Source organism: Pseudomonas sp. 10C3 (assembly GCF_036346185.1).
GTDB lineage: Bacteria > Pseudomonadota > Gammaproteobacteria > Pseudomonadales > Pseudomonadaceae > Aquipseudomonas.
In genome coordinates, this window is record NZ_JASJVE010000008.1 from 164,881 (window position 1) to 185,068 (window position 20,188).

Genomic DNA, 20,188 nt, shown 5'->3' on the forward strand with positions numbered 1-20,188 from the left:
CTGTTTTCAGCGTCTCTGTGCATCTGAGTGACAGTCTAGTACTGCGCATGTTTCCAACAATTGACTAATGGTCTGCAATGCATGATCGATTTGATCTATGTAAGGCAAAAGTCCGCACTAAATGAACTATGCCGAAGGCTTGAGCCGACCTATGATCAGGGTCCGAGCCGGGTCGCGGATTGCCCGGCGCTTGTTGAAGTGAGTGAAAATGCTGCTGGTATTACCTCGAATTCTTGCCGCTCGCTCGAAGCGGATGTACCTGGCCCTTGCCCTTCTATCGACCCTGACTGCCTGCGCTGGCAGCGTGGCCCCTGGGATCCAGCGTTTACCTGATCGGGTTGAGCTCAATTCGGTACCGTTCTTCAAAGGCAACGTTTACCAAAGCGGGCCAGGGGTATTGGCCAGCATGTTGTCGCAACAAGGGGTGATTATCACGCCTGGATTGCTGGACAAGCCCCTGCATTTGCCAGGTGGCGAAGCCAAGCTCGAGCAAAATATGCAGGCCGTGGCGCGTGGGTACGGATTTATGGTCTATCCCCTCGATGGGGAATTACAGGACCTGCTGACTCAGGTGTCGGCGGGATACCCCGTCATGCTGCGTTACACCGATGGCTCGGCCTGGTGGGCGGAGCCCCGTTACGCGGTGCTGATAGGCTACAACCGCAACAAGCAGACGGTCCTGCTGCACTCGGGCATGAACCGTCGTCAGTTGATGAGTTTCAGCAGCTTTACTTCTGCCTGGAAAGACGCAGGCAGTTGGGCTGTACTGGTGCAAGGTCCACGGCAGATCCCGGCGCAAGTCGACCAGCCGCGCTGGCTGAACGCGGCGAATGATTTGACCCAGGCTGGACAAGCGCAAGCGGCAGGCGAAGCGACCAAGGCATTAAAGGCGCGATAAATAGCACCGACTGAAATAATAAAACGGCGCCCTCGGCGCCGTTTTTATTGGAAGGCTGCTCAAAAGCCAAACTTGTCCCGCAGGGCGTAGTACCAAGCGCCCAGCGCCGTCAACGGTGTACGCAACAACTGGCCGCCAGGGAAGGGATAGTGGGGCAGGTCGGCAAAGGCATCAAAACGCTCTGCCTGCCCACGCAACGCTTCGGCCAATACCTTGCCGGCCAGGTGGGTATAGGTCACACCGTGACCGCTACAGCCTTGCGAGTAATAAATGTTGTCGCCCAGACGACCGACTTGTGGCAAACGCGACAGCGTCAGCAGGAAATTTCCGGTCCAGGCGTAATCAATTTTTACGTCCTTGAGCTGCGGAAAGGCTTTAAGCATCTTCGGCCGGATGATCGCTTCAATATTGGCCGGGTCCCGCGCGCCGTACACCACGCCGCCGCCAAAAATAAGGCGTTTGTCAGCGGACAGTCGATAGTAGTCGAGCAGGTAATTACAGTCTTCAACACAATAGTCCTGCGGCAACAGCGTCCTCGCCAGCGCCTCACCCAGCGGCTCGGTGGTGATCACCTGAGTACCGCAAGGCATCGACTTGGCCGCCAGCTCCGGCACCAGATTACCCAGGTAAGCGTTGCCGGCTACGATGACAAACCTGGCTCGGACTCGACCGTGTTCGGTATACACGACTGGATTGGCGCCGCGCTCGATTCGAATCGCCGCCGACTGCTCATGAATCACACCGCCCAGCGACTCCACCGCAGCAGCCTCACCCAACGCGAGGTTCAAGGGATGGACATGACCGCCGCTCATGTCGAGCATGCCGCCGATATACTCATCACAGGCCACCACCTCGCGAATACGGCGCTTGTCCATCAGTTCCAGCTGAGTGTGTCCGTATCGCTCCCAGAGCTTCTTCTGTGCTTCCAGGTGGCCCATCTGCTTGTTGGTGATGGCTGCAAACACGCCGCCATCCTTCAGGTCGCATTGAATCTGATACTTGGCCACCCGATCACGAATGATCGCGGCACCTTCAAATGCCATTTGCCCCAGCAGTTGCGCCTGCTTGGGCCCGACTGTGCGCTCGATCACGTCGATGTCGCGGCTATAGCTGTTGACGAGCTGTCCGCCATTACGCCCCGATGCACCAAAGCCGACTTTGGCAGCCTCAAGCACCGTCACACGAAACCCGTGCTCCAGCAAAAACAGCGCACTGGAAAGCCCGGTATAACCTGCGCCAATCACGCAGACATCGGTTTCCACCTCACCTTCCAGTCGAGGGCGCTCAGGCACCGCGTTCGCAGACGCTGCGTAATAAGACTGTGGGTAAGGAGTGTTCGCCATCCTGCAACCTCTGTTTTATATTTTTTACGGATGCCGAGATGCTACCTGAGAAAAAAAACCTCGACCAGTGAGCGGTGAGATCACAGGCAGAGGACGATCCGTAAAAAATACGCATATTCATGGAGTTAGCGCGAAAAAGGTGTTGACACGAATCCATATATCCGTAGAATGCCGACCCACAGCAGGCGCGTAGCTCAGTTGGTTAGAGCACCACCTTGACATGGTGGGGGTCGCTGGTTCGAGTCCAGTCGCGCCTACCAAACAAAATCCGCTCCTGCTGGCGGTCTAGAAGGGTCAACCGAAAGGTTGGCCCTTTTTTGTTGTTGGCGTTTGGAAAAACTTTGGAAATATTTTGGAAAAACGAACCAGCGGTATCAGTATTTCAAGTCTGCTCCGACGGTCTGGTATTCGATAGTCTTCTCGGTGTGTCCCTCCTGATAATGCCGCGTCATCTTCGCATCCGAATGCCCTAGACGTGCCTGGACGTATTCCTCAGGAAACTCTTGCTGCTCGTAAAGCCATGAGCCCAAAGCGCGAACTTCGTGGAAAGTGGGTCGCTCAGCCGGCCCAATGTGATCGTAAGCATGCGCGGCGTCTCTTGCCTTGGTGAACTCCTTGGTCAGATAGTCAGGCGTGACTGATGACCAATGCTCCTTGGCTTCCACTTGTTCGCGCCGCCGGGACTTCGTTTTGTAATGGATGAGAAATGGAGAGACGATAGGAGATCGTAGGCACTCCAGTACAACCTCCCTCAACGACTGCCCCATTACAATTTCAAGGTGTATCGGGTTTTCGTAACCTTGGGTTTTACCGGGGGATATACGTGGCTCACGCGGGTGCGCTGCTTGTACGCAAGCTCGCTCGGCTCGTCTTTGTCGATCCAGACACCAGCGAATATCGATGGGGCAATTTCTACCAGGCGCTTGCTGAGCTTCTTCTCGATGCGGGCCTTCATCACTGCAATCCCGAGTAGATGCGCCATGCCATTCAGGCGAGGGCGATCACGGTGTCACTACCCAAGCAGCACGTCCTCGGCATCATTGAAGCTTTGAACCGGCTTCAGGATCGCCTTAGCCTTAGCCTCAACGCCAGCCTCGCTCAATGGAGAATCCTTCGACTCTCTCCAATCCTGATTCGATCAAGCGCCCGGTTTAATGCGTCCAAGGCGTCGAGGAGAGCTTTCGCCTCAGCCTCTCGACCATCTCCCCAAAGGCGTTCCGCCATTTTGTTCAGGGCCTGGATAGAGCGCTCAATTTCAGCAGCAGTCGCTGCAACTTTACTTTCCGGTTGTTTCTTCGGCATTCAGTAACCCTTCTGCAGGGTATTGCTTTGTCTTTCAATTTTTAGCGCGAATACGTCGCCCACCAAAATGCTTGGGCTAGGATCGCGAGCTATTCAGCCTTCCCCCGCACAATCCTTCCCGCCTTCACCTCATCCGCAAGCGCCGCCAGCCGATCTGCTTCCTCATATAGCTTCGCAATTAGCTTTAGCGCAGCGACAACATCGGCATCCCCGCAGCTCTTGGTAATTTCGAGTACTTCAGACGCTGCCTGCTCCAGGCTCAGCGCTGCGTCTTTGAGTTCGCGATTCAGCTCTTGCGTTGGTCTGTTGAGTCCCATTTCGACCTCCTACAAATCCCCAGCGCGCCAACTACTCAGCCTTGCCCTGATCCTCGCTGCCCTTTTCGGCGGCATCAGCAAGAGCCCTCAGTTGGGAGGAGGTGTAAAGAAGTTGGTTTATCAGGTCTGTTGATTCTGTATCAATTAACCCTTCAGCTTTCCTTAGCTCGCTCAAGCCTTTTGCAGAAAACTCGAACTCTTCCGCGAGCCTAGAAAGCTCGGAAATCATGTGTGCTCTGGCAATCTCGGTGCTCACAACCACGCTCCTGATTTTACAAATCGCCACACCGCTCGCGCTTATTTGAACAGGGCGCGCTGCCATTGGTGTTCGCCGATGATAGCTATAGGGGAGCCGGCTTGGCGTAGCTCTGCAGCTTTCATGATTTTCACCCCATAATTACTGTGACGCCACTGCTCATTCCCGATACTTCCGACAACCAGAGAGTGGATTTTCTTGCTAACGCCACCTCCAATAATTCCGCCGCGCTCCTCTACCAGTGTCTGACAGTCTTTCCGTGGACCGTAGGCGCGGCGTTCAGGGAACGACCTAGATACCCATGCAGCATCTCACTACGAACCCTATACCGTTATAGGTGCTCCATTTCTTGGCTGCTCAACTGATCTGATATGTGCAGTTATTATTGCATTCAAATGGATATTTAGTTCCTCTTTGTTAATCCAAATGGATATTGATCAGTGATGTCATTGCGCCATTATAATGGCGCCATTGTTATATCCAAGGGAATGGCGTTGATGAATCTGGGCATGCGATTAAAACTCGAGCGTGAAGCGTGTAGCCTGACCCAGAGCGCCGTTGCTGCCATTGGTGGCATACAACCCAATGCGCAATTACTCTATGAAAGCGGAATGAGGTGTCCGAGGGCTGACTACCTGAGCCGATTGTCTACTACGGCTATCGATGTGCTGTTCGTCGTGACGGGCAAACGAACGCCGTATGCTGTTGCTGAACTTTCTGCTGATGAATATGCACTTATTAAGTTTTTACGGACTGCGGACTTTTCCGATAAACACGCCGTAGAATATATTATAAATAGATTAGCCGTGACCTTGCGAAATAAGAGTCATGACTAATTTTAAGTTTCACATGTTCCTGGTGTTATTGGCTGGGTCGTTCCTGGCTTTGCTGTGGGCTATGGCCAATTTCCTTTAGAAACCCTCAGAACTGACTTCAAGGTCAGCGATGGGGCTCATTGATGGCTTTATGCGTTGGCGACACGGATTCAGATGCCCCGAACAGCATATCGGGCGTGGGCATCATGTTTCCGGCGCTTTGGAGCTGTGTCATGCGCTTACAATAACCTTTTCCGAGTGCCTATAAAAAATAGGGGTTGTGTTCGGTCGGCAGAACGCCGGTGAGGGGCTACTACTGTATGAAAATACAACGCTAAGCTATTGATTCTTATAGCGTATATTTGGGCTTTTTAGCCAGTTGATACAATAGATATTTTCTTTTATATTCAATAGGTTAGGTGTTGCTAGAAGTCACCTTGACATGGTGGGGTCGCTGGTTCGAGTCCAGTCGTACCTACCAAACAAAATCCGCTCCTGCTGGCGGTCTAGAAGGGTCAACCGAAAGGTTGGCCCTTTTTTGTTGTTTGCGATTTGCAAAACTGTTGCAAAGCCCCTCCTCAAAATGCCAATTCGCGCCCACATAATCAATCACCTTGTCGGTATGGTCTTCCTGAACTCCTTCGTCAGGTAGTTCGGTGTAACGGACGTCCAATGAGGGGAGGCAGTAGGGGGCGCGCACTCGCTCACTGTCCACTTCCTGCAAGTCTAGGCCCATCTTTATGCGCAGGTGTGCCGGATTTCCGTACCCCTCTGCATCTTCCCAGTCGGCACCGAAGCCGCCGCACAGTTGCCGTGACAAATGTCGATCGTTGGGTGCTGGTTTGCTGGCATGAGTGATCCTCGGTGGTCGGTACCTGCAGCGTAAATTTTAAGGGAATGTCCCGCCGTGTTGGTAAGTGGCGTGTGGATAAGAGGAAGGAGCGGTAAGTGGTTATGACCGATTGTCACTTTAAGCATTGAACAATGCGTTGCTATTTGTATGGTATGCAAAAGGGGGGGTTAAATGCTGCTTTTGGAACCCAAACGAATTGTTTTGTTCGGGGGGTTTGTAAGGTGGTTCTGTAAGCCACTAAGGGAGCTGATATGACAATCCGATCAGAAAGCGTTTACGCGCAAACGCTTGTGGCAATATTCGGTGCGGCGTTTGAGCTCGGATTTGACCCATATGCCTTGGCTCTGCAAGCCAAACTCGATGTGGACACTTACGACAAGTGGGAGCCTTTAAGGCGCACTGAGAGCGTTCAGCAGGTTATCGACGAGTCCTTATTGGCGGCCAAGCTCCTTCGCAGTAGTTGAAGCAATGAAGGCCCATCCTGTAGGGGGCACGTGTTCTCTGTTTGAATTCGACGACCCAGCCCCGATTTTTATTGTTTACATTCCATGGAGTAATTTCCGGGCACAACTGCGTGATACATCGCGATCTGGGCTAGGCATTCTTCAAGCGTGGGCCATTGACTGAGCGGCTTGGTTTCGCAACCTTGGGCTGTGCAGTAGTGGATATACAAGGTAAACAGGACGGCTACCATAGTCGACCTCCAGGAACGCTGAGTAAGCGAGCAGCTTGGCGATCAGGTGCCAAAAAGGTTAATTGTGCCGCCACCTACTGCTATTCCTGGCGCAGAGCCGACTGTATTGCTGCGATGATCCGGCACATATAACGGTAGTCAGGGTTTGATACCTCTGCACGACCTTTCGCAACCGTCCCGGTGTACAGATCAGTCAAAGCTATAGCCATATCGAAGATAGCCGCGTGTCCGGGGTTTGCATAGGACGTGCCTGGGCATATTCCTCTGGAAACTCTTTTTGCTCGTAAAACCATGAGTCGAATGCGCGACCTTCGCCGAAGGTGGGCCGCATCATGGGTGCGGGGCTGCATGGGGGTGAATTACTGGCGGATACGAATTTGATCGCAATGGCTTTCAACGATGACGGCACTGTGACGCTGAAGTGGATATAGCGACCGAAGATAACGAGGTGGTCGAGAAGAAGGCGGTTTATCCGCCTGATGACGCTCGCCATCTTGTGGTCCCGAGCACTGCGTAGCAGGTCCCTGAGACGGTCGCGCAAGCGATGCAGGCTCATCCTCGCCACCCTTAGCCTCGGCGGTTGATGCCAGCTCATCCCGTCGCCTCGGGACGCTCGGTAGTACAGTGGCAAACGTTCAGATATCCCAAGGTAATTTGCCTCGGGCTTCCTTCCGGTTCGCAATCGCCCGCGACACCCTTGCCTTTGGCTAACACTTCCCTTTGCCGGGTGTGTAGAGGACTTTCATCTCCAAGTCACCCGCGTGGTCACCACAGCCAAACTGGTTACGCTTGCGCGCAACGTGTCATGCCTGACGCACCCACAAAAAAGCCCGCGCTGGGCGGGCTCTCTATTTCACACATGGGTACTGATCCTTCAGTAGGATCAGTGTGCGCAGCGGGGTGACGCGAAATCAATGTCGAGGCGACGAAGGGGGGGGCTAGTACAGACGGCCCGATCAATGGCGGGCCATCTAATTGTTTCGGAGTAGGTGAGGGTGATTCGTTGCGTACAGATAGCTCGAAAGCTACATTCAGTCATGAGCGAATTTTGGCGCAGTGGCCGCGGCCAGTAGAATGGGAAACTTTACAGTCCTGCGGTGGAAACTGATGCGAAGAGAAATAGGTTACTGGGATCGAGAGGGACGTGAGCTGTTTTACTACTTGGAATTCAGGGCAGAAACCGCAGAGTTCTTTATCACCTGCGAGCATACGCCTCTTGGTGGTGAGGGAAGCGTCAGGTCCATACCGCTAAGTGAGGCTCGCGGTGAGCGTTACTACGATGACGCGTTGCTGATTATCAAAGAGGAGCTTTTCAGGGATTATACAGTCTGAACATGCATCCAGATGCTCAACTATATTTCTGCGGCCATAGGTACCCGGGAGGCCTATGGATCATCCGGTGGAAGTGGAAGTCTCTCGGTTAACCCGACTGGCACCTACCCGGATTGCAGCCGCCAGAAGCCTTTGCGGGATACTGGGACGGACAGCAAAACGGGTTCGCGCTATTGGAGCAGCTTACCGGCGATAATCCTGGTCTCCACCATCGCGATCACGCCCGCGGTCATGGTCATATCCCCGATCATCGCCACGTTCGTGATCATGACCGCGGTCATGATCACGACCACGTCCTCCTCCATCCTCCCAGTACGGCCAGCAGCCTCCTAGCAGAAGGGAGCCCGAAATAACCAAGATAAATATAGCTGTTCGTTTCATTTTATCGTCCGATAAAGCAAGGACAGAACCCCTGCGAAGAGTTGTCGCTGCCAGTGACTTTTAGTCATGGGGCGATCAACAAGTAATACGACCATTAAATAGATCAATGATTCACTGTGTGACACTGTCAGCCTGGAGGCTGCGCCCATCGCTTGTACCTGCGTCAGACAAGCTATGCATGTAATGCTGAGGTTTGCGCTAACCTCCTATGAATGTTTGCTTCGGCTTCAAAAGGAGGTCACATGAATGGCATTGGTTTGCGACTAAAAGAAGAACGAAAAAGACTCGGTCTTTCTCAAGCCGGCCTGGGCGCCGCTGGCGGAATTGAAGCCAATGCGCAAGGTGCGTACGAAAGAGGCAAGCGCTTCCCGAACGCGACCTATCTCTCCTTGATCGCAGCCGTGGGCGTAGACATATTGTTCGTGGTGACCGGCGTCAGGAAAGCCAGGTCGGTCGACAGCATCACTGCGTTGGAAGCTAAGGTTCTGGAAGAGTTGGACGGTTTGCCAGAAGACGTCCAGAACGACATCAAGCGTTTGATTAGCACGCTTTTTGACTCCGATGAGAAAGAGACGAAAGGTAACGCCGAATCCTCCTGATCCATTCTGTTTACATCACCACCTGCCCTGTCCGCTCTATCATAGCGTCAGGCTTTTATTTTTGGTTGCCATCCCGAAAGCTTCACAGTCATTGGAGCCACATAGGTGAAAAATCAAGCCCAATGCAGTTGAACCATCAAGAGAGCATCACCGAGTAGCGGACTACCGGGAGGCCCCCTTAACGCAGGTGGCCACATCAAGCTTGGCTTATAGTGCCAGAGCATACGGATCAAATCCGAGCTCAAACGCCGCACCGAACACCACACGTCATCACTGCAGGGTATTCACTTACAATACGTGCAGCCGGTGCCGCCAGACGAGAATTCTTCATGCCCGATAATCAGCGCCCCATCCTTTGCATTTACCACGGTCACTGTGCAGACGGTTTTGGCGCCGCCTGGGTTGTCCGTAAAGCCTTGGGCGCCGACATCGAGTTTCATGCTGGCATTTACGGCAAGCCGGTGCCGGACGTTGCGGGCAAGCATGTCGTGATTGTGGATTTTTCGTACCCTGCCGAGGTATTGATAGCGATGGGCGAAGCTGCGGCTTCTGTTTTGATCCTGGATCATCACAAGACGGCACAGGACGATCTCAAGTCCCTACCGTTTGCTGGCAACACCTATGCGCAGTTCCAAACGGATTGCCGGAGCAAATGCATCAGCTCAGGTTCCCCCCACATAGGCGCACTGTTTGATATGAACCGCTCGGGCGCAGGCATTGCCTGGGACTTCTTTTTTCCAGAAACACCTCGCCCCGCGCTAATCAATCACATCGAGGATCGGGACTTGTGGCTGTTCAAGCTGGACGGCACCCGCGAGATACAGGCCAGCGTCTTCAGTTACCCCTATGACTTCGACGTCTGGGACAGGCTGATCGAGTCTGATCTAGCCATGCTTCGATCAGACGGCATCGCTATCGAGCGTAAGCTGCAAAAGGATGTCGCGGAATTGGTTGGCGTGACCAAGCGCCGGATGGTGATCGGCGGCCATGACGTGCCGGTGGCAAACCTCCCGTATACGCTGACCAGCGATGCAGGGCACCTGATGTGTGCGGGCGAGCCTTTCGCCGCCTGCTACTGGGACACCCCGGACGGCCGATTCTTCAGCCTGCGTAGCTCAGACGCAGGCGAGGATGTCTCGGTAATCGCTCAGCATTACGGTGGCGGTGGCCACCGTAATGCGGCTGGCTTCAGCGTTCCGTTCGGCCATCCGCTCACACGTTAATCCCCATGTGCAACAGCATCGCTGACATGAACGAATTCACTTTTTGTGCTTCTCAAGAGTGAGCATGACCCTTACTCGGTGTGCAGTCTGCGCACCTCTTGTCGATCTCTTTTTTTAAGCAACTTTGGCGCGACTTTATTTCTGTACCATGCAGAGGTTCAGACAAATATTATTAAGTGTATAAAATGGCTCAATAAGGTTCAGAAGTGTTTATATGTGTATGTGAGAGCGCAACTATCATGGCTCACGAGTAGGACTGCATAGAGGGGCGCGCGGTTTAAGCAGGGGCGAACAATGTACGAACCTGAAGATCCGATTAAAGCGCAGAGGCTGATTGAAATCGCCAGAGCCGCAGATACGGACTGTGAACTGTTCCTGCAGCAAGAATCCTCGATGGATACACGATGCAAGCAGGTAGAGCTCAAGCTTCTTCAGCGGAGGGCAAGCCTGGCAAATTCCAATGTCACCAGCTTCTGCATAAACCAGCGCAAGCGACATCCGATTTGAGCCTCCAGTTGAGTCGTCGGGTATGCAGTCAATTGTCAGGTTGGAGCGTAGACCCCGGCGACATGCTGGGGTCGATCAATGGGCGCTGAATGTCTGGAATATCGAGCCTGAAAACGATGGGCGCTCGTAAGTGAGGCAAACGGGCTCCAACCCCGGAGAGGCCCGTGCGGCGGGATTATTTGTTTTTGGTTTTAACCTCGGCCACAAGACACTCAAGGGCGAACTGCTCTGTATAGGTCATCTGAATAGGGCTGGTTACCCCTTTGACGGTTCGTGAGCCATCAAGGATGTAGCGTATGCGCCTGTCGGTGACGCCGATGCGTTTTGCGATCCATGCAGGTGTCTGCCCGATGCGTGTGACCAGTTTGTCGGCATATTCGGTGGATGGATTGTAGAGTTCTGCGTTGGGGATCATTTGACGTCCAGATGAAAAAATTAGGCTGCGATGCGTTCGCGGTTGTGCAATAGATTGCGCGAATCATCGAAGGGTGTCGCGACATAATTTTCTTTTCGGCTTACTCACGGTACCGAGGTCTCAAAAAAAATTCGCATCATGCAGCTGATGGCCACACAAGCCTATAATTGATCCGGAATCAGGCGGGCTGGTTCCACTGTTACAGGCTTATGTTTCATTAAACGGCAACACCGTATTATCAGGATTAGTCAGTGCCTCCACTCATAAATGCTTTGCCCGCTGAAGAATTAAAACGCATACCTATGCTGAAATGCGCGGTGGTATTCATCATCGTGGTCTGTTCATCCATCATCGGTTTGTCTTTGCTTCAACTGCAGCAGTCCAAGGTCCACGAGCTGGCGCAAGCTGAGATATCGTCTTCAAACCTTGCGCGCTCGATGGCGCAGGAGGCGGAGGACACCTTTGACGAAGCCGATATTGTACTGGCCGGATTGGTAGGATGGCTGCAAGCTGACGGTTATGGCCCCGGTCAAATAGACCGTTTGCATGAGGTTTTTGTCGATCGTGTGAGTGCGATTGAACAGCTGCATGGACTATTCTTTTTTGATAAGCATGGTCAATGGGTCGTGACTTCGTTTACTGGCATCCCTGCTGAGATGAACAGCTCTGATCGAGACTATTTCATCTATCATCAAAATAATGATGATCCAAACCCGCGGATCGGCCATGCGATCCGCAGTCGAGCGACGGGCGAGTGGGTTGTTACTATCTCCCGTCGGGTGAATGACCGAGAAGGTCATTTTAACGGTGTGGTGTTGGCGGCCATCAAGATGTCTTATTTCGATAAGTTCTTTGAAGGTTTTGATATCAACAAAAACGGTGCGATGTTTATTGCGCTAACCGATGGGACGCTCTTGGCCAGACGTCCGTTCAACGACGCGTTGATCGGGACGTCTGTCGCGCAAGGGGATATATTTAAAAACTATCTGCCACGGTCCAGTTCCGGCACCGCAATGATAACGTCAGTGGTTGACCAGACCGTAAGGCTCTGTGGATACCAACAGTTGAAAACCTATCCGCTGGTAGTGGTAGCCGCCATCTCTAGAGATTCTATCCTTAACGAATGGCAAAAAAATGTGTACAAATCTGCCGCGATCATTGGGGCCGTGCTCATTATCAATTGCCTGTTCGGGGTGTTATTCATACAGCAGTTGCGGAACGGTCAGCGTGTCGAAACCGATTTACGCAGCGCGAAAGACGATTTGCAGATTATGGCAACGCACGACGGTCTGACAGGTCTTGCGAACCGTAGGCTTTTTCAGGAAACCTTAAACGCTGAGTTTAAGCGAGGCGCACGGACGACCCTCCCAATGAGCCTTATCATGTTAGATATCGATTATTTTAAAAGCTTCAATGATGCCTATGGTCACGTTGCTGGCGATCACTGCATTGCCGCAGTAGCACGTGTTGTCCGTGAGTCTTTGCAGCGGGAAGCAGACCTTGCTGTGCGCTATGGGGGCGAGGAAATCGCGGTGCTTCTGCCTGATACGGATGAGAAGGGCGCATTTGTCATCGCGGAAAAAATCAGACTGGGGGTTATGAGTGAACATATTATTCATCAACGTAACCCGCTCGGTAACCTCACCATAAGCCTTGGATGCTATACCTGCTTTCCAGGCGTCGATGGGAATATTGAGCAGTTTATTGAGCGTGCTGATTCAGCGCTTTATTCTGCTAAAGAATCGGGGCGCAATGTGTCAGTGTCTTTTGGCGAAGCGACGACCGTGGGTTCGTTCTATAGCGAGGTGCATATGAACACTGATCAAAAAAAACAAAGAGGCGATCACTCTCCTGATTCCGGATCGGGAATGCCTGATCCGGACAACAGCCTCCCTGTCGAAGACGAAACTCCTCCTTCGCAAGACTGGAAGCATCCCGATGACGGGAAAAGCTTGTCAGAACAGGACGAAGAGTTTCCGCTTAAGCCCTGACCGGTCATTCTGAGCGTTGAGGAATTGCCTGGCGAAGAGGGCATTTTGATCGACGAAGGGGAGGGCGCGGCGTGAGCAGGTTCAAACACTTTGAAAGAAACACGCAGGGCCGTGACTTCGTCGTGGGTGATATCCATGGGCATTTCACTCGGTTGCAAGCCGCGTTAGAAGCAGTTGGTTTCGCTCCGGAGGTCGATCGCTTGTTTAGCGTGGGAGACGTGGTTGATCGTGGCCCTGAAAGTGAACGGGTTCTCGATTGGCTGGCCCAGCCTTGGTTTTTTGCGGTGCAGGGCAATCATGAAGCGTTGGCTATCAAGCATGTGCAGCACAGCGATCTTGATTATCCGATGTATCGGGCAAGCGGGGGCGCCTGGTTTCTCAGGCTTGCCCCTAGCGAGCAGCAGAAGTTCGTCGCATATTTTAAGCAGATGCCCATCGCTATTGAAGTCGATACCCCGTCAGGGTTGATAGGCATGGTGCATGCCGACTGTCCGACACCTACCTGGGCAATGCTTCGTGGCGCGCTTTTGGGGCATCTGCCGGATTCGGGGCGTCTCGAGGAATACTGCCAATGGTCACGTGAGCGCCTTCGCCTCAGAGATTCCAGTGGAATACCCGATGTGCGCGCCCTGTTTGTCGGTCATTCTCCCTTGAGCCGACCCGAACTGTTGGGCAACGTTTTCCACATTGATACGGGTGGCTGGCGTTTTAATGGCAGCGGTTATTTCACGCTGGTGAATCTGGCTACACTCGAAATTATTTCGCCGCGGCCCACGAAACCCGACGAAGACTTGGTCATGCGCTGACGAGTGAGCCTCCGTGTAGTCGCTTCAAAACGCCAGCGGCCCCGATAACACCTCTGAAAATTGATTATTGCCGGGCCTGAATTGTTCAGACCATGGAATTAGAATCTCCATTGGTCGGGCTGTTTTGATGGAGGTATTCGGGGGCTGACCGCACGCCGCTACCGAAGCGTCCAGCGATTGCCCTGTGTTCTGATGGAGGAAGGCGGCCGACTGCCAGGTAGCTGCATGCCGTGCTCGCCTGATTATTCAACGTCGCAAGTAAAGTGAGCGTATCGTTATGAGTGACATTCCTCTTTAGGTAAACCCAAATGAATCATCTTGGTTCGCGGTTGAAGGAAGAGCGAAAGACCCTAGGGCTTTCTCAGCAGGAATTTGCTGCAATTGGCGGTGTAGAGGCCAATGCACAAGGCAAGTATGAAAGTGGCGAGCGTACCCCGCGCTCGGACTATTTGGCGGCGCTGGGTGTCAAGGGTGTCGATGTGCTCTATCTCCTCTCCGGGTGCCGAACACCGTTGCGCATCGACAGTCTCAGTGATGCGGAACGAAATGTAATCATTCACTACCGCGCACTGACCGACCTGGACCAGGATGCGATCAGCCAGTTGGCGCTGTCGCTATCGGAATGCCTGACTGAATAGCAGTGTCTCACTGTGTTGCTACATCCTGTTTCATCTGCAACGCGTCCTCTACCTGCTCCTCGCTCTTGATCGTTGATATATGAATCGTATATGATTCATATATTATTTTCCTGAGGTGATCCTGTGGGCCTGGTAAAAATTTCGGAACACATGCATGCCAATGCTCGGACCGCGAGCGCAGCGTTAAGCCGCTCTATCAACGCTCAAGCTGAGCATTGGATGAAGATCGGCATGATGGCTGAACTGCATCCTGCACTCAATTACAGCGACATCTGCCAATTGCTCATTCGTGCCGAAAATGCTGGTGGCACGGTCCTGTCGGTAACCCCGTTCGGTCTCTCTCCGTCGATGGAAAATTTGCAGGAGGCGTTGTAATGAGTGCGGCTGTCAGCATTAAGACTGAAGATGATCTGGTCAGGCTTCGGGTTGCCGGAAGGTTGGCTGCAGATGTGCTCGCGATGATTGGCAGTCATGTCAAAGCGGGTGTCAGCACTGAAGCGCTGGATAAGATTTGTCACGCGTATATCGTTGATGAGTTAAAGGTTATTCCAGCGAACATCGGCTATCACGGCTTTACCAAATCCACCTGTATCTCGCCGAACACTGTGGTATGCCACGGAATCCCATCGGCGTCGGATATTCTCAAAGATGGGGATATCGTCAATATTGATGTGGCTGTGATCAAGGACGGTTGGTTTGGTGATACCAGTCGGATGTATTTCGTGGGAGACGTCAGCCCGACCGCGAAGCGCTTGGTGCATACCACTTATGAGGCAACCCTTGCCGGGATTCACGCTGTCCGACCGGGAGCGACCTTGGGCGATATCGGTCATGCCATTCAGACGGTAGCGCACCGCGAGGGCTTCAGTGTTGTGCGCGAATACTGCGGACACGGCATTGGTCGTAACTACCATGAAGAACCGCAGGTGCTGCATTACGGTAGCTCACGGCAAGGGCTCAAGCTCAAGGTGGGCATGGTGTTTACCATTGAGCCGATGATTAATGTCGGCAAGCCTGGGACCAAGGTGCTGCCCGATGGCTGGACCGTACTGACCCGCGATCAATCCCTCTCCGCTCAATGGGAGCATATGGTTGCTGTCACTGAGACCGGTTTTGAACTGCTGACACCATGGCCCGAGGGCACCGGTGAATATGCGCCTGTTTGACCGTCCTGCGGCTCCACGCACATGGGCAGACCAATAAAGTCACAGTTGTCGGGATGACGAGTATTAGACACCCGCTGTAACCCGCTTCCCGTTCCCCTGATGCGATGCAGTTCTGACCGGCTCATAGATGATCAGAGCCGCATCGTGCAGGGAGGACACCAAGTCTACGTGGCTCGCCGCCATTGAACTTCGGTTACACCAAGACCTTCAGCCTGGCGGAGTGCCAGCCGAACGGGTCCTGCCGCTACATTGTCGTTGACGCTTCCTACCCCCGCATGCAGCGTAGCGAAGTGCAATGCATCGCTTTCGCACAGGTGCAGGGCCTCATGAAAAAAATGCCGACACTGCCCCTTGAAATGATAATTAATCTCGAACGCTTTCAACTGATCCATATCGCCCCTCCGCTCGTTAGACGTATCACGTCTCTGAAAATATGCACGTTCCCTTGTACCCGTAGGGCATCCACGCAGAAGGCGTAATGCACTACTTTTCATTTCTACGTCGATGTAGGCATGCAAACAATTTCAAGCGGCTACGGCGCGGATGCCATTGCTTGGTGAAGTGTGTATCCCCGATATCGGGCTCAGGATTGCCGTACTTTAGTGGGGATTAACCCCGCAAAAATAATTACACCGTTTTGCACTACTTTGTATCAATTAGAATGCCTATCCGATCAGTGGCACTCTGCCTGCGCAAAGCTGAAACGGTTGAGTGGCTTATGGCTCTTGGTGATTCTGAGGGGAAGTCGGACGGTGAAGTCAGCATCTGGTGTTACAGTGCCGTCTACATTCAAATGAGGAAGTACACATGTCACTGCTTGATGATGAACAAGACATTTGGGATATGTTTGCGGCCTCTGCCTTGACCGGGTTGATCAGTCGTGGTGCCATCGAACCGCTTGATGCTGCCGAGCTGGCCGCTGATTACGCCTCGGAGTTGATGATCCAGCGTTCTCTGCGCATTCAGGCGGAAGAGGATGCGGCTGAGGCGCCATAAAATCTGGTCCAGCCGCGAAAAAAGCTCGACACTTTCACACGTGCCGGGCTTTTTTGCTGTTATGTGCAGGCTTTCAGGTTAACGGGGCCAACGAAGGCATTGCCTCGGCCCATCACACACGCCACGCGTTGATTGCGCTGAATTTCCCACGCATCGACAGGATAAGTCTTGTTCCAGGCCTCATAGAGTCGGCGATCCTGTTTGGACAAGGGCAGGCTGTATTGCTTGCTCATATAAAAATACGTTCTGGCGATCATTCCGCGAACTGACGGACGAGGCATCACTTTCTTTGCTTTGAAATCCACCTGCGTCAGGCAAGACCCGTACTGCCCTGTCTGAACCGGAAGCCAGCCGAAGCTGAAGTTATTTCGGTCACCGTTCACCTCGCCAATACTGGGCACCAGATTATGCAGATCAGCTTCGGCGCGTTGGTAAACAGGGTCGTTTTTTGTGCAGTTTCCCCGGCCGCCGTTTTGCCAACATTGACGTAAATGGCCAATTTGCCAGGCAGGTACAATGTGCTCCCATTCGATCCGCTTGGCGCGGTTGGCATTTTTGCGCGGAACATAACCGCAAGCGGCGAGATTGACCCGGTTACCGCTGTATTTACAGCCGCAATAGAACTCTGTCGACTGCGGGGCATACAGGCCCGAGGCGATCTTTTTTGCTTCACTGAAGGTGCGAGGTGCGTCGGCATGGGCAGCGATGCAGAAACTTAGGGTCAGCAGGGCAATTATTCGAACAATCATGCCGTTAATCTTCCTTCGGCACGGTCCAGAATATCTGCACGCCACCGTCATCGCGGTAGGCGAGGGTGACGTTGTCGTTCTCCGCTATTTCTTCAAGTAACTGATTCCACTCGTCTTCTACCTCGTCGGTCAATCGGTATATCAGTGCTGCCCGGGCCTTTTGCGCGGTTGGTGAGTTGATCACTTTCTGAACCCGGATGCCGAGTCGTTCGTAGGAGCTGGGGGCTGAAGGTGCTGCTGCAGAATTCTTTGCCACGGAGGAGATCCTTGGTTAGCTGTATGCGCATACAGTATTTCAGCGTAAGAATTTTCGCAACTGTTTGTCGAGTCTCTGTCTTGAAGTGTAGGAACAAAGCGCGCTAAGGTCTGGCGGCAAGATGCAGTCGCACCTGCCCGCTCTGCGCGGTGCCGCAGAGCGGGCAGGTGCAGGAATGATCAATACTCCCAGAAAATCCGTTGCAGCTCTTTGCTGTCGTTGGTCTTGGTCAGCGCGACCATTGCAAGAATGCGGGCTTTTTGAGGGTTCAGGTCGTGGGCGACGACCCAGTCGTATTTGTCATCAGGTTGTTCCGCATTGCGCAGTACGAAACCGCCAGCGTTAACGTGGGATGAGCGGATGATCTGGATCCCGTCTTTACGCAAGGCCTGCAAGGTCGGTACAACGTTGGACGATACTGAACCGTTGCCAGTGCCTGCGTGGATGATCGCTTTTGCGCCGGCCTGGGCCAGTGCCTTGTAAGCAGTGTCCGAGACATTTCCATAGGAGTAGGCAATATCGACTTTAGGCAGCGTGCTGATTTGCTTGATGTCGAATTCCGAATCCATGGTGTGACGCTTGGCGGGCAAGCGGAACCAGTAGGACTTGCCTTCGACTACCATGCCTAACGGACCCCATGCGCTTTTAAAGGCTTCGGTCTTGATATTGATCATTTTGCTGACGTCGCGACCCGACTGAATCTCGTCGTTCATCGTCACTAGAACACCCTTGCCACGTGCCTCTTTGCTGCCCGCAACGGCAACCGCGTTGTACAGGTTCAACATGCCATCCGCAGACATCGCTGTCCCTGGACGCATGGAGCCTACGACAACGATGGGCTTGTCGGTCTTCTCTACCAGATTGAGAAAATAGGCCGTTTCTTCCAGGGTATCGGTGCCGTGGGTGATTACGATGCCGTCCACATCTTTGCTGTCGGCCAGTTCGGCGACACGTCTACCCAGTTGCAGCAGGTTTTCGTTGGTGATGCTTTCCGAGGCGATTTGCATGACTTGTTCGCCGCGCACATTGGCCAGTGCGCTCAGCTCCGGCACACCCGCAATCAATTTATCAATACCGACCTTGGCCGCCTGGTAAGTCGCGCTGTTGGCAGCGCTCGCGCCAGCGCCAGCGATGGTGCCGCCAGTGGCAAGAATGACGACGTTAGCGAGCTTTTGTTGTTGTTCTGCTTCTTTGGCTGAAACGCCTGTCGGCAACAGCAGCATCAGCGCAAGGGCGCTCGGTACAAAGCTATGGAATATAGTTTTCAATTTTTATTTCTCTTGTTATGGGAGTGCTTGATTCATGAGCCTTGCGAACCTGATGCAGGCTCACCTGACCCGGGCCGCACTAGACAAGAGCATGATCTATACCAACAGAATTGATCATTATGTATTGATCTAAGATACTGATTTATAACTATTTATTTTTATAGGTGGGAGTGTTGGTATTCGGCTTTCCGAACATTGGAGACTTTGCTGTTCGGCTATCCGAAAGCAGAATGGAGGAATAGCGCTCTGCAACTTTATTATCCCGTATGGCGGCGCGCCGTGGCGGTTGACAAAAATGGCCGCCGTTCTCATAGTCCGGCAAAGCAAACGTTTGCGTGCGCGCAATCGATGCAAAAATAATCATAAGATCGGAGTGAACTCATGAAGCTGCCATTCGCTGCACGTCTTCTCGCTGTCGCTATGCTCACCGCAGCCTCTGCCATCCTGCCGCTTTCTGCTGCGCATGCTCAAACCACGGAAAAGCCCAAAGTCGCGCTGGTGATGAAGTCGTTGGCCAATGAGTTCTTCCTGACCATGGAAGACGGCGCCAAGGCCTACCAGAAAGAGCATTCGGCTGATTTTGATCTCATCTCCAATGGCATCAAAAATGAGTCGGACACCAGTGCCCAGATCGCTATCGTCGACCAGATGATCGTGCAGAAAGTCAATGCGCTGGTCATTGCTCCTGCGGACTCCAAGGCGCTGGTGACGGTGATCAAGAGGGCTAGGGATGCCGGTATTATCGTGGTTAACATTGATAACCAACTGGATGGCGATGTGCTGAAAAGCAAAGGCATCAGCGTGCCGTTCGTAGGCCCGGACAACCACAAAGGTGCACGTCTGGTGGGTGACTACCTGGCCAAGCAGTTAGCAGCTGGCGATGAAGTCGGCATTATCGAAGGCGTTTCGACCACCACTAATGCCCAGCAACGCACAGCGGGTTTCAAGGATGCCATGGATGCCGCGCAGATGAATATTGTCTCCACGCAATCGGGTAACTGGGAAATCGATAAAGGCAACGCCGTAGCTTCGGCCATGCTCAACGAGTACCCGAATCTCAAGGCATTGCTGGCCGGTAACGACAGCATGGCGCTGGGCGCGGTCTCGGCGATTCGGGCGGCAGGTAAGGCAGGTAAAGTAAAAGTGGTTGGTTACGACAACATCAACGCCATCAAGCCCATGCTGCAGGACGGCCGCATATTGGCCACTGCCGATCAGTTCGCGGCCAGACAGGCGGTGTTCGGTATCCAGACTGCGCTGAAAATGCTCAAGGGTGAAACTGTCGAGGGCGCCGCCAATGGCGTGATCGAAACGCCAGTTGAACTGATCACCAAGAAGTAGTTTCCCGCATGCAGCGTTCGCTCATCGTGGCGGGCGCGTGGA

The 20,188-nt window shown here is 53.2% G+C and carries 26 protein-coding genes, 2 tRNA genes and 2 pseudogenes; 15 read left to right on the top strand and 15 right to left on the bottom strand.

Annotated elements, in window-relative coordinates:
• The first annotated feature begins 208 nt into the window (after nucleotides 1–208).
• Nucleotides 209–898 (top strand): PA2778 family cysteine peptidase, encoded by a 690-nt coding sequence (locus QN399_RS09835; RefSeq protein WP_322178653.1) that lies wholly within the window; start codon nucleotides 209–211, stop codon nucleotides 896–898.
• A gap of 59 nt (nucleotides 899–957) precedes the next feature.
• Here the strand turns inward: QN399_RS09835 and QN399_RS09840 are convergent, their stop codons facing one another.
• Nucleotides 958–2,241, bottom strand: coding sequence for an FAD-binding oxidoreductase (locus QN399_RS09840; RefSeq protein ID WP_322178654.1), 1,284 nt, complete (start codon nucleotides 2,239–2,241; stop codon nucleotides 958–960).
• A gap of 183 nt (nucleotides 2,242–2,424) precedes the next feature.
• Here QN399_RS09840 and QN399_RS09845 point away from each other — a divergent pair.
• Nucleotides 2,425–2,501: transfer RNA gene (locus QN399_RS09845), tRNA-Val, on the top strand.
• Nucleotides 2,502–2,615: 114 nt separating this feature from the next.
• Here QN399_RS09845 and QN399_RS09850 read toward each other — a convergent pair.
• The 6 genes and pseudogenes from QN399_RS09850 to QN399_RS09875 form a co-directional block, all read right to left on the bottom strand.
• Nucleotides 2,616–2,906 carry a tyrosine-type recombinase/integrase gene (locus QN399_RS09850; protein WP_322178655.1) on the bottom strand — a complete coding sequence of 97 codons (291 nt, stop codon included), beginning with the start codon at nucleotides 2,904–2,906 and terminating at the stop codon, nucleotides 2,616–2,618.
• Between the two features lie 101 nt (nucleotides 2,907–3,007).
• Entirely contained in the window at nucleotides 3,008–3,196 is a 189-nt protein-coding gene (locus tag QN399_RS09855; RefSeq protein ID WP_322178656.1) for a hypothetical protein, read from the bottom strand.
• Nucleotides 3,197–3,339: 143 nt separating this feature from the next.
• Complete coding sequence (locus QN399_RS09860; protein ID WP_219062023.1) at nucleotides 3,340–3,543, bottom strand: hypothetical protein; 204 nt, start codon at nucleotides 3,541–3,543, stop codon at nucleotides 3,340–3,342.
• 89 nt (nucleotides 3,544–3,632) lie between these two features.
• Complete coding sequence (locus tag QN399_RS09865) at nucleotides 3,633–3,860, bottom strand: hypothetical protein (RefSeq protein WP_219062022.1); 228 nt, start codon at nucleotides 3,858–3,860, stop codon at nucleotides 3,633–3,635.
• Between the two features lie 31 nt (nucleotides 3,861–3,891).
• On the bottom strand, nucleotides 3,892–4,116 hold the full coding sequence (locus tag QN399_RS09870; protein ID WP_322178658.1) for a hypothetical protein: 225 nt from the start codon (nucleotides 4,114–4,116) through the stop codon (nucleotides 3,892–3,894).
• A 41-nt stretch (nucleotides 4,117–4,157) separates the two neighbouring features.
• Nucleotides 4,158–4,388: pseudogene (locus QN399_RS09875) on the bottom strand (NAD-dependent DNA ligase); the annotation flags it as partial.
• 171 nt (nucleotides 4,389–4,559) lie between these two features.
• Between QN399_RS09875 and QN399_RS09880 the strand changes: the two are divergent.
• Nucleotides 4,560–4,952, top strand: coding sequence for a helix-turn-helix transcriptional regulator (locus QN399_RS09880; RefSeq protein WP_330200888.1), 393 nt, complete (start codon nucleotides 4,560–4,562; stop codon nucleotides 4,950–4,952).
• 391 nt (nucleotides 4,953–5,343) lie between these two features.
• A tRNA-Ser gene (locus QN399_RS09885) sits at nucleotides 5,344–5,412 on the top strand.
• Here the strand turns inward: QN399_RS09885 and QN399_RS09890 are convergent.
• Nucleotides 5,407–5,751, bottom strand: a complete 345-nt coding sequence (locus tag QN399_RS09890; RefSeq protein ID WP_330200889.1) for a hypothetical protein — start codon at nucleotides 5,749–5,751, stop codon at nucleotides 5,407–5,409. The genes QN399_RS09885 and QN399_RS09890 overlap by 6 nt on opposite strands.
• Nucleotides 5,752–6,035: 284 nt before the next feature.
• Between QN399_RS09890 and QN399_RS09895 the strand changes: the two genes are divergently transcribed.
• Entirely contained in the window at nucleotides 6,036–6,248 is a 213-nt protein-coding gene (locus QN399_RS09895; protein ID WP_330200890.1) for a hypothetical protein, read from the top strand.
• Between the two features lie 687 nt (nucleotides 6,249–6,935).
• Here QN399_RS09895 and QN399_RS09900 read toward each other — a convergent pair.
• Together QN399_RS09900 and QN399_RS09905 are read right to left on the bottom strand one after the other, a co-directional pair.
• A pseudogene (locus tag QN399_RS09900) lies at nucleotides 6,936–7,082 on the bottom strand (group II intron reverse transcriptase/maturase); the annotation flags it as partial.
• 898 nt (nucleotides 7,083–7,980) lie between these two features.
• The gene (locus tag QN399_RS09905) at nucleotides 7,981–8,103 is read right to left on the bottom strand and encodes a hypothetical protein (RefSeq protein ID WP_330200891.1); all 123 of its coding nucleotides are present in this window, start codon (nucleotides 8,101–8,103) and stop codon (nucleotides 7,981–7,983) included.
• 330 nt (nucleotides 8,104–8,433) lie between these two features.
• Here QN399_RS09905 and QN399_RS09910 point away from each other — a divergent pair, with 330 nt between their 5' ends.
• The 3 genes from QN399_RS09910 to QN399_RS09920 all read left to right on the top strand — a co-directional run bounded on the left by QN399_RS09910 (nucleotide 8,434) and on the right by QN399_RS09920 (nucleotide 10,520).
• Nucleotides 8,434–8,790: a helix-turn-helix transcriptional regulator gene (locus tag QN399_RS09910; RefSeq protein ID WP_330200892.1), complete on the top strand. Its 357-nt coding sequence runs from the start codon at nucleotides 8,434–8,436 to the stop codon at nucleotides 8,788–8,790.
• Between the two features lie 329 nt (nucleotides 8,791–9,119).
• Nucleotides 9,120–10,013, top strand: a complete 894-nt coding sequence (locus QN399_RS09915) for a phosphohydrolase (protein WP_322178663.1) — start codon at nucleotides 9,120–9,122, stop codon at nucleotides 10,011–10,013.
• Between the two features lie 294 nt (nucleotides 10,014–10,307).
• A complete protein-coding gene (locus QN399_RS09920) occupies nucleotides 10,308–10,520 on the top strand; it encodes a hypothetical protein (protein ID WP_322178664.1) in 213 nt (70 codons plus the stop codon).
• Between the two features lie 175 nt (nucleotides 10,521–10,695).
• On the opposite strand, the gene QN399_RS09925 is transcribed toward QN399_RS09920, so the two are convergent.
• Nucleotides 10,696–10,935 carry a hypothetical protein gene (locus QN399_RS09925; RefSeq protein WP_322178665.1) on the bottom strand — a complete coding sequence of 80 codons (240 nt, stop codon included), beginning with the start codon at nucleotides 10,933–10,935 and terminating at the stop codon, nucleotides 10,696–10,698.
• A 302-nt stretch (nucleotides 10,936–11,237) separates the two neighbouring features.
• Between QN399_RS09925 and QN399_RS09930 the strand changes: the two genes are divergently transcribed.
• The 5 genes from QN399_RS09930 to map all read left to right on the top strand — a co-directional run bounded on the left by QN399_RS09930 (nucleotide 11,238) and on the right by map (nucleotide 15,536).
• Nucleotides 11,238–12,926, top strand: a complete 1,689-nt coding sequence (locus QN399_RS09930) for a diguanylate cyclase (RefSeq protein WP_322183097.1) — start codon at nucleotides 11,238–11,240, stop codon at nucleotides 12,924–12,926.
• Nucleotides 12,927–12,997: 71 nt separating this feature from the next.
• Complete coding sequence (locus QN399_RS09935; protein WP_322178666.1) at nucleotides 12,998–13,732, top strand: metallophosphoesterase; 735 nt, start codon at nucleotides 12,998–13,000, stop codon at nucleotides 13,730–13,732.
• 308 nt (nucleotides 13,733–14,040) lie between these two features.
• Complete coding sequence (locus tag QN399_RS09940) at nucleotides 14,041–14,370, top strand: helix-turn-helix transcriptional regulator (protein WP_322178667.1); 330 nt, start codon at nucleotides 14,041–14,043, stop codon at nucleotides 14,368–14,370.
• 123 nt (nucleotides 14,371–14,493) lie between these two features.
• Nucleotides 14,494–14,745 (top strand): ParD-like family protein, encoded by a 252-nt coding sequence (locus QN399_RS09945; protein ID WP_322178668.1) that lies wholly within the window; start codon nucleotides 14,494–14,496, stop codon nucleotides 14,743–14,745.
• A complete protein-coding gene (gene map, locus QN399_RS09950; RefSeq protein ID WP_322216896.1) occupies nucleotides 14,745–15,536 on the top strand; it encodes a type I methionyl aminopeptidase in 792 nt (263 codons plus the stop codon). The genes QN399_RS09945 and map overlap by 1 nt, the downstream gene beginning before the upstream one ends.
• Before the next feature lie 164 nt (nucleotides 15,537–15,700).
• Here map and QN399_RS09955 read toward each other — a convergent pair whose 3' ends face one another.
• Nucleotides 15,701–15,928 (bottom strand): DUF6555 family protein, encoded by a 228-nt coding sequence (locus QN399_RS09955; protein WP_322178670.1) that lies wholly within the window; start codon nucleotides 15,926–15,928, stop codon nucleotides 15,701–15,703.
• A 415-nt stretch (nucleotides 15,929–16,343) separates the two neighbouring features.
• Here QN399_RS09955 and QN399_RS09960 point away from each other — a divergent pair, with 415 nt between their 5' ends.
• On the top strand, nucleotides 16,344–16,532 hold the full coding sequence (locus tag QN399_RS09960; RefSeq protein ID WP_219062004.1) for a hypothetical protein: 189 nt from the start codon (nucleotides 16,344–16,346) through the stop codon (nucleotides 16,530–16,532).
• Between the two features lie 59 nt (nucleotides 16,533–16,591).
• On the opposite strand, the gene QN399_RS09965 is transcribed toward QN399_RS09960, so the two are convergent.
• The 3 genes from QN399_RS09965 to QN399_RS09975 form a co-directional block, all read right to left on the bottom strand.
• On the bottom strand, nucleotides 16,592–17,281 hold the full coding sequence (locus QN399_RS09965; RefSeq protein ID WP_322178671.1) for an endonuclease I family protein: 690 nt from the start codon (nucleotides 17,279–17,281) through the stop codon (nucleotides 16,592–16,594).
• A gap of 4 nt (nucleotides 17,282–17,285) precedes the next feature.
• Complete coding sequence (locus QN399_RS09970; protein ID WP_322178672.1) at nucleotides 17,286–17,537, bottom strand: DUF1654 domain-containing protein; 252 nt, start codon at nucleotides 17,535–17,537, stop codon at nucleotides 17,286–17,288.
• A gap of 179 nt (nucleotides 17,538–17,716) precedes the next feature.
• Nucleotides 17,717–18,805: an asparaginase gene (locus tag QN399_RS09975; protein WP_322178673.1), complete on the bottom strand. Its 1,089-nt coding sequence runs from the start codon at nucleotides 18,803–18,805 to the stop codon at nucleotides 17,717–17,719.
• Nucleotides 18,806–19,186: 381 nt separating this feature from the next.
• On the opposite strand from QN399_RS09975, the gene QN399_RS09980 reads away from it, so the two are divergent.
• Nucleotides 19,187–20,146: a sugar ABC transporter substrate-binding protein gene (locus tag QN399_RS09980; protein WP_330200893.1), complete on the top strand. Its 960-nt coding sequence runs from the start codon at nucleotides 19,187–19,189 to the stop codon at nucleotides 20,144–20,146.
• Nucleotides 20,147–20,188 lie beyond the last annotated feature (42 nt).

Bases quoted from the DNA above. Each gene is read 5' to 3' on its own strand.
- QN399_RS09835 (WP_322178653.1), top strand. From the start codon at position 209: ATGCTGCTGGTATTACCTCGAATTCTTGCCGCTCGCTCGAAGCGGATG.
- QN399_RS09840 (WP_322178654.1), bottom strand. From the start codon at position 2,241: ATGGCGAACACTCCTTACCCACAGTCTTATTACGCAGCGTCTGCGAAC.
- QN399_RS09855 (WP_322178656.1), bottom strand. From the start codon at position 3,196: ATGAAGGCCCGCATCGAGAAGAAGCTCAGCAAGCGCCTGGTAGAAATT.
- QN399_RS09860 (WP_219062023.1), bottom strand. From the start codon at position 3,543: ATGCCGAAGAAACAACCGGAAAGTAAAGTTGCAGCGACTGCTGCTGAA.
- QN399_RS09865 (WP_219062022.1), bottom strand. From the start codon at position 3,860: ATGGGACTCAACAGACCAACGCAAGAGCTGAATCGCGAACTCAAAGAC.
- QN399_RS09880 (WP_330200888.1), top strand. From the start codon at position 4,560: ATGTCATTGCGCCATTATAATGGCGCCATTGTTATATCCAAGGGAATG.
- QN399_RS09895 (WP_330200890.1), top strand. From the start codon at position 6,036: ATGACAATCCGATCAGAAAGCGTTTACGCGCAAACGCTTGTGGCAATA.
- QN399_RS09910 (WP_330200892.1), top strand. From the start codon at position 8,434: ATGAATGGCATTGGTTTGCGACTAAAAGAAGAACGAAAAAGACTCGGT.
- QN399_RS09915 (WP_322178663.1), top strand. From the start codon at position 9,120: ATGCCCGATAATCAGCGCCCCATCCTTTGCATTTACCACGGTCACTGT.
- QN399_RS09920 (WP_322178664.1), top strand. From the start codon at position 10,308: ATGTACGAACCTGAAGATCCGATTAAAGCGCAGAGGCTGATTGAAATC.
- QN399_RS09925 (WP_322178665.1), bottom strand. From the start codon at position 10,935: ATGATCCCCAACGCAGAACTCTACAATCCATCCACCGAATATGCCGAC.
- QN399_RS09930 (WP_322183097.1), top strand. From the start codon at position 11,238: ATGCTGAAATGCGCGGTGGTATTCATCATCGTGGTCTGTTCATCCATC.
- QN399_RS09940 (WP_322178667.1), top strand. From the start codon at position 14,041: ATGAATCATCTTGGTTCGCGGTTGAAGGAAGAGCGAAAGACCCTAGGG.
- map (WP_322216896.1), top strand. From the start codon at position 14,745: ATGAGTGCGGCTGTCAGCATTAAGACTGAAGATGATCTGGTCAGGCTT.
- QN399_RS09955 (WP_322178670.1), bottom strand. From the start codon at position 15,928: ATGGATCAGTTGAAAGCGTTCGAGATTAATTATCATTTCAAGGGGCAG.
- QN399_RS09960 (WP_219062004.1), top strand. From the start codon at position 16,344: ATGTCACTGCTTGATGATGAACAAGACATTTGGGATATGTTTGCGGCC.
- QN399_RS09965 (WP_322178671.1), bottom strand. From the start codon at position 17,281: ATGATTGTTCGAATAATTGCCCTGCTGACCCTAAGTTTCTGCATCGCT.
- QN399_RS09980 (WP_330200893.1), top strand. From the start codon at position 19,187: ATGAAGCTGCCATTCGCTGCACGTCTTCTCGCTGTCGCTATGCTCACC.